Origin of the sequence: Methylobacterium sp. WL18 (assembly GCF_008040015.1) — a bacterium.
Classification (GTDB): Bacteria; Pseudomonadota; Alphaproteobacteria; order Rhizobiales; family Beijerinckiaceae; genus Methylobacterium; species Methylobacterium mesophilicum.
On sequence record NZ_VRVD01000270.1, the window covers coordinates 1 to 6,244 of the forward strand.

Sequence of the window (6,244 nt, forward strand, 5' to 3'; positions counted from 1 at the left end):
GCCGGACCCCCGTGCCGGGGCGCGCTCGGAGGGGCACCGCCCCCGGCCCGAGCAGAGCTGGCAGGACTGGCTCGGCCACGAGCTTCACCGCGCCGCGCGCAAGCTTCTGCGCGACCTGCTGCGATCGATCTTCTGAGAGGGACCATGCCAGAGGACAAGCCGAGCCGCCGGAAGCCCAAGGCGGACGCCTTCGAACCCTTCGCCGACGACGCGTCGGTCCGCACCATCGGCGCCCTGAGCTTCGAGAACGGCACCGACCGAATCGCCCTGCACGGCACCCTCGACCTCACCAAGGACAAGGCCGGCCTGGCGCAGGCGCGCCTGCTCCAGGCCACCGCTGAGGCCATCGTGAAGGCCCTGGAGGCCGGCGACCTGCCCGACGCGGTGGCGGAGGCGGCCGACGAGGCGCCCAAATCCGTGGCCAATCCCTTCGCCTGAGCCGCGGACGGCCGGCGGGCGTCCTTGCCGGTGCCGGGCGGGCCTGATACTCGGTCGGCGACATTCTTATATCGTGGGGAACGCGCGTACAGGACGGGTCCAAGGCCCCGGGCCTGACCCGTGCCGCTGGCACGCACCGCGCAGCCCCGAACAACGCGCCGAGGACGATCCGCGATGGCTCGCGAATTCATCTACCACATGCGGGGACTCACGAAGTCCTACCTGGGCGGCAAGAAGGTCCTGGAGGACGTCAACCTGTCGTTCTACCCGGACGCCAAGATCGGCGTGCTCGGCATCAACGGCTCGGGCAAGTCGACCCTGCTCAAGATCATGGCCGGCATCGACACGGAGTGGACCGGCGAGGGCTTCGTCGCCCAGGGCGCCCGGGTCGGCTACCTGCCGCAGGAGCCGCAGCTCGATCCGAACAAGTCGGTCCGCCAGAACATCATGGAGGGCGTGGCCGAGAAGCAGGCGCTGCTCGACCGCTACAACGAACTCGCCATGAACTATTCCGAGGAGACCGCCGACGAGATGACGGCGCTCCAGGACAAGATCGAGGCGGCCAATCTCTGGGAGCTCGATTCCAAGGTCGATCAGGCCATGGAGGCCCTGGGCTGCCCGAGCGACGAGCAGCCGGTCGCGACCCTGTCGGGCGGCGAGCGCCGCCGCGTGGCCCTGTGCAAGCTGCTGCTGTGGGAGCCGGAGCTTCTCCTGCTCGACGAGCCGACCAACCACCTCGACGCCGAGACGGTGAACTGGCTCGAAGGCCACCTGAAGTCCTATCCGGGCGCGATCCTGATCGTGACCCACGATCGCTACTTCCTCGACAACGTCACCAGCTGGATCCTCGAGCTCGATCGCGGCCGGGGCTACCCGTACGAGGGCAACTACTCGGCCTGGCTGGTGCAGAAGCAGAAGCGCCTCCAGCAGGAGGGCCGCGAGGACATGGCCCGCCAGCGCTCGATCACGCGCGAGCAGGAGTGGATCGCCGCCTCGCCCAAGGCCCGGCAGTCGAAGTCGAAGGCCCGCATCACCCGCTACGAGGAGCTGGTCGCCAAGCAGAACAACAAGGTCGACGCCGCCGCGCAGATCGTGATCCCGATCGACGAGCGGCTGGGCAACAACGTCATCGAGTTCGAGCACCTCAACAAGGCGTTCGGCGACCGCCTGCTGATCGAAGACCTGTCGTTCAAGCTGCCGCCCGGCGGCATCGTCGGGGTGATCGGTCCGAACGGGGCCGGCAAGACCACCCTGTTCAAGATGATCACGGGCCAGGAGACGCCGGACGGCGGCAAGATCGCGGTCGGCGAGACGGTGAAGCTCGGCTACGTCGATCAGTCGCGCGACGCCCTCGATCCCAGCGCCACAGTCTGGCAGGAGGTCTCGGGCGGCAACGACATCATCTATTTCAACAAGCGCGAGATCAATTCCCGCGCCTATTGCGCGGCCTTCGCGTTCAAGGGCGGCGACCAGCAGAAGAAGGTCGGCACCCTGTCGGGCGGCGAGCGCAACCGCGTCCACCTCGCCCGGACCCTGAAGGGCGGCGCCAACGTGCTGCTGCTCGACGAGCCGACCAACGACCTCGACATGGAGACCCTGCGCGCCCTCGAGGACGCGCTGGAGGATTACGCAGGCTGCGCGGTGATCATCAGCCACGATCGCTGGTTCCTGAACCGCATCGCGACGCACATCCTGGCCTTCGAGGGCGACAGCCACGTGGAATGGTTCGAGGGCAACTTCTCCGACTACGAAGCGGACAAGATGCGCCGGCTCGGGGCTGATTCGCTGATGCCGAAGAAGATCAAGTACAAGAAGTTTTCGCGATAGGATTCGGTCCCGGCCTTCGAGCCGGGACCATTTCGGCCGATCCCAGGCCCTCGTCCCGATAGGCTGGGCCACGATCCGATTCTTCGCTCGCGACAGGCGCTGCGGCGCGTCTTGGAAGGTCGGTGCCGGTTCGCGGATGAGGGGAATGCTGTGTTTCTCCTCCCCCCGGGGTTACGGGTTACACGGGCCGGACGACCCATCGTCCGAGGGTTGATCCCCCCGACGCGACGACCGTGGCCGTCGTTCCGGGGCGCCGCAGGCGAGCCCGGAACCCAGAACCGCTTTCGGCGCAAGAGCTTGACACGTCGGCGTCTCTGGTTCCCGGGGCTCCGCTGCGCGGCCCCGGGATGACGGCGCTCGGCCGCATCGATCCAGCCGCCGCTTGACGTCCAGGACCGAGCTGTCCGCCGGTTGAAAAGATGATGAGTCCCACCTGCGCAACCCGTCGCCGAATGGGATGAGCGCGCGTCGCGCCTTCAATGGCCGATGCGTGAACCCTGTAGCCCGTGCGGGAGACGTGTGATCTGGCGGCCCTCTCGAGAAGCGTCGCGTCGTCTTCCGCGTGCGCCGGATCAGGCGGCTCGCCCTCTCACGCTGAGAGGCCCCCTCATCCCAGACGCGCCCGCGCCGCGTCCAGCATAGCCTGAAGGCTCTGTGCCAGGGGGATCGCGGGCTGCCAGCCCGTGGCCGCCGTGAAGGCCGAGGGATCGCAGCCCTGGCTGCGGGCGCCCGTCGGCCGGGTGCGGTCGGGCGCGACCTGCACGGTGAACGCCGCCTCGGTCAGGTCGCGGAACAGGTCGAGGATCGCCGAGACCGGCGTGACGATCCCGGTGCCGACGTTGAAGGTGCCGCCGTCGGGCAGGTCGTCGGCCCGGTCCAGGGCCCGCAGGCAGGCCGCGGTCACGTCCGACACGTCGAGGAAGTCGCGCGCCGCGGCGAGGTCCCCGGCCTCCAGAATCGGGGGGGCGAGGCCGCGCTCGATCCGCGCGATCTGTCCCGCGAAGGAGGCGGCCACGAAGGTCTCGCTCTGGCCGGGGCCGATATAGTTCGAGGGCCGCAGCACGAGGTGCCGCACCCCGGCATTGGCGAGCACGTCGCGCAGGATGTACTCGCAGGCGCTCTTGGTGCGGCCCGAGATCGTGTCGGGCCGGGGCGTCACGGATTCGTCCGGCCGGGGCCTGTCGCGGAACGCCTCCCCGTACACCACCGTCGAGCTCAGGAAGATCAGGGTCGCCCGGGTCCGCGCCACGGCCTCGGCGAGGTTGAGGCTGCCCAGCAGGTCCGCCCGCCAGGCATAGGCCGGCGTCTCGCTCGACCGGGCGACCGACGCCAGGGCGGCCAGGTGGAACACGACGGTCGGCTCGAACGCCGCCACCGCCGCGTCGAGCCTGTCGGCATCGAACGGGTCGACATCCAGGGCGGCGACGCCGTCGAGGGGTGGAAGCGGGCGGCGGTCGATACCCAGGATTTGGCTGCCGGTGGGCAGCCCCTCCCGCAGCGCCTCGAGCAGGCGGCGGCCGAGGAAATCGCCGGCTCCGGTGACGAGGACGCGCATGAACCCTGCCCTTCCCCGGCACCCACCGGGATCGATCCGGCGCCTCTATAACAGCGATCGTCGGCGATGTGCGGGGGTGCGATGCGACCGCGATGCGACGCCGATCCGGATCGGCCCGGCGTCAGCGTTGCCGATGTCGGGCGGCCATGCACCGCATCACCCCGAAAACGGGGCGTGACGCACGGTTCCGATCGACCGGAGGCCGAACGACGGGCGGTCCGGAACACAGGCGCGTGATCGACGCGATCCGTCGCGGCATTGGTGTTCGAGTCGGTTATATTGCATTGCGGTGCACGCCCCGCGCCGAGCTTGGCGAAAGAGCGTCCCGGTGATGGTTGCGTGAAGAGCCTCGACGACCTTGAGCGGGCACCCATCGGCGGCATGGCCCCGGCGCCGGGGCCCGCGCCCGATCCGCCTCGGAAAAAGCCCGTCCGGGATGCCCGGGTCGACGTGCTGCGCGGCTTCGCGCTCCTGACGATCTTCATCGACCACATCCCGCGCAACGCGCCGGCGCTCTTGACCCTGCACAATTTCGGCTTCTCGGACGCGGCCGAGATCTTCGTGCTGCTGGCGGGCTATTCGTCGATGGTCGCCTATGGCGGCCTGTTCGGCCGGGCCGGGACGTGGCCGACCCTGGCGCGCATCGCCCGGCGCTGCCTGCGGATCTACCTGTTCCAGGCCGGGCTGCTGCTCGCCACGCTGATCATCGTCCGCATCTGGATGGACCTCACCGGGCTGACCCCGCGCTTCGGCGTCGCGCCGCTGCTGCAGATGGGGCTGCTGCCGGGGCTGCTGCGCGGGCTCGCCCTCAACGCGCTGCCGAACTACCTCGACATCCTGCCCCTCTACATCCTGCTGTTGGCCGTGTTCCCGGTCATCTATTTCGGGCTGCAACGCGGGGTCTGGGGCGTGCTGGCGCTGTCGGGAACGCTGTGGCTGGCCGCCAACGTCGATTCCCACCTGAACCTGCCCAACGCCGCCGCGGTAGACGACGGCTGGTACTTCAACCCGTTCGCCTGGCAGTTCCTGTTCGTGATCGGGGCGGTCCTGGCGATGGCGGTCCGGGCCGGAGACGGCCTGCTCCCCTGGCGCAACTGGGCCGCCGCCCTCGCCTTCGCCTACCTGGCCTTCGGCCTGCTGCAGGGCGGCTCCTGGGCGGAATGGGGCCTGCCGGACCTCCGAGTGCTGCCGATCGGCTCGCCCGACAAGGGCCATGTCGCGCCGCTGCGCCTGCTGCACATCCTGGCGCTGACCTACCTGATCTTCAGCGCCCCGGCCGTCCGGCGTCTCTCCGGTTGGCGCCGGCTGCGGCTGATCGATGCCTGCGGCCGGCATTCCCTGGAGATCTTCGCCGCCGGCTGCCTGGCGGCCCTGATCGGGCGGATCCTCTACCGCACCTTCGACACCGCTTGGCCGCTCCAGATGGCGGTCAACCTCACCGGGCTCGCGGTGATGCTCGGGCTGGCCAAGGTGCTGGACGCCCGGGCCGACCCGAGGCGCGTCACACGCTCAGGGCGCTGAGCGCACGCAGCCCGCTGGCCTGGTCGTCGTAGCGGTGCGCGTCGCCGATCATCGCACCGTTGGCATCGGTGATGTACCAGCCGCTCAAGGGCCGGTCCGTCGAGCGATCGTGGACGTCGATATAGGTGACTTTCAGCATGGCGCGCTCCCGAATCGTTCAACGCCTTCTCGTGAAGACGGAACGGGCCGGGCCCAGCCCGGTTCCGCCCCGGGTCATGCACGGTGACAGGGGTGGAAACGATGCCGCGGATGCGCCGAAAGGGCGACCTCCCGGAGAAGGTGTGCGCCCAATGCGGCCGCCCATTCGCCTGGCGCAAGAAGTGGGAGCGGGTCTGGGACGAGGTGCGCTACTGCTCCGACCGCTGCCGGAGCGACGCCAAGGCCGGACGCACCCCGAGCGCGACCGGGCGCTGAGCGTCAGGCCCCCTCGGCGGCCCGCAACGCGGCCGGCGTGTCGATATCGAGGGCGATCGCCGCATCGCCCGGGATCTCCAGGACATCGGACCGGTCCCGGAGCAGCGGCCCGGCGCCGCGATCGCCGGTGAGCCGGGCGATGTCGGGGGCGAGGCGGCGCAGATTGAGCAGCACCGGGTTTCCGCGAAGGCTGGCCAGAACCGGGACGACGGCCGCCACAGAACGCGAAGTCTCTTCGAAGGCTGCGGCCAATCGGTCGATGTGAACCGCGAAGATCCGCGGCATATCGCCGAGCACGATGACGGCCGCTTCGCAATCCTGCGGGAGCGCCGCCACGCCTGCAAGCAGCGACGTCGCCAGTCCGGCGCGGAAATCCGGGTTCTCGACCAGCACCACATCGAGCCCTGAGAGCGCCCTCCGCACGGCGTCGGCATGGGCGCCGAGCACCACCACCACCGGGCGCGGACCGGCCGCCAGGGCGGCCTCGGC

The 6,244-nt window shown here is 69.7% G+C and carries 7 protein-coding genes; 4 read left to right on the forward strand and 3 right to left on the reverse strand.

The features are described 5' to 3' along the window. Window positions 1-144: 144 nt before the first annotated feature. Window positions 145-438: a hypothetical protein gene (locus FV228_RS17860; protein WP_147855858.1), complete on the forward strand. Its 294-nt coding sequence runs from the start codon at window positions 145-147 to the stop codon at window positions 436-438. 174 nt (window positions 439-612) lie between these two features. Next, complete coding sequence (gene ettA, locus FV228_RS17865) at window positions 613-2,265, forward strand: energy-dependent translational throttle protein EttA (protein WP_147855859.1); 1,653 nt, start codon at window positions 613-615, stop codon at window positions 2,263-2,265. A 607-nt stretch (window positions 2,266-2,872) separates the two neighbouring features. Here ettA and FV228_RS17870 read toward each other — a convergent pair. Further along, on the reverse strand, window positions 2,873-3,820 hold the full coding sequence (locus tag FV228_RS17870; RefSeq protein ID WP_147855860.1) for an NAD(P)-dependent oxidoreductase: 948 nt from the start codon (window positions 3,818-3,820) through the stop codon (window positions 2,873-2,875). A 339-nt stretch (window positions 3,821-4,159) separates the two neighbouring features. Between FV228_RS17870 and FV228_RS17875 the strand changes: the two genes are divergently transcribed. Continuing rightward, window positions 4,160-5,341, forward strand: a complete 1,182-nt coding sequence (locus tag FV228_RS17875) for an OpgC domain-containing protein (protein ID WP_238261944.1) — start codon at window positions 4,160-4,162, stop codon at window positions 5,339-5,341. On the opposite strand, the gene FV228_RS33185 is transcribed toward FV228_RS17875, so the two are convergent. Then, complete coding sequence (locus tag FV228_RS33185; RefSeq protein WP_187277801.1) at window positions 5,322-5,480, reverse strand: hypothetical protein; 159 nt, start codon at window positions 5,478-5,480, stop codon at window positions 5,322-5,324. The genes FV228_RS17875 and FV228_RS33185 overlap by 20 nt on opposite strands. Window positions 5,481-5,581: 101 nt before the next feature. On the opposite strand from FV228_RS33185, the gene FV228_RS17880 reads away from it, so the two are divergent. Then, window positions 5,582-5,755, forward strand: a complete 174-nt coding sequence (locus tag FV228_RS17880) for a DUF2256 domain-containing protein (RefSeq protein WP_187277802.1) — start codon at window positions 5,582-5,584, stop codon at window positions 5,753-5,755. 3 nt (window positions 5,756-5,758) lie between these two features. On the opposite strand, the gene FV228_RS17885 is transcribed toward FV228_RS17880, so the two are convergent. Further along, window positions 5,759-6,244: nucleotidyltransferase family protein (locus FV228_RS17885; RefSeq protein ID WP_147855862.1), on the reverse strand; the 486-nt coding region annotated here is incomplete at its 5' end.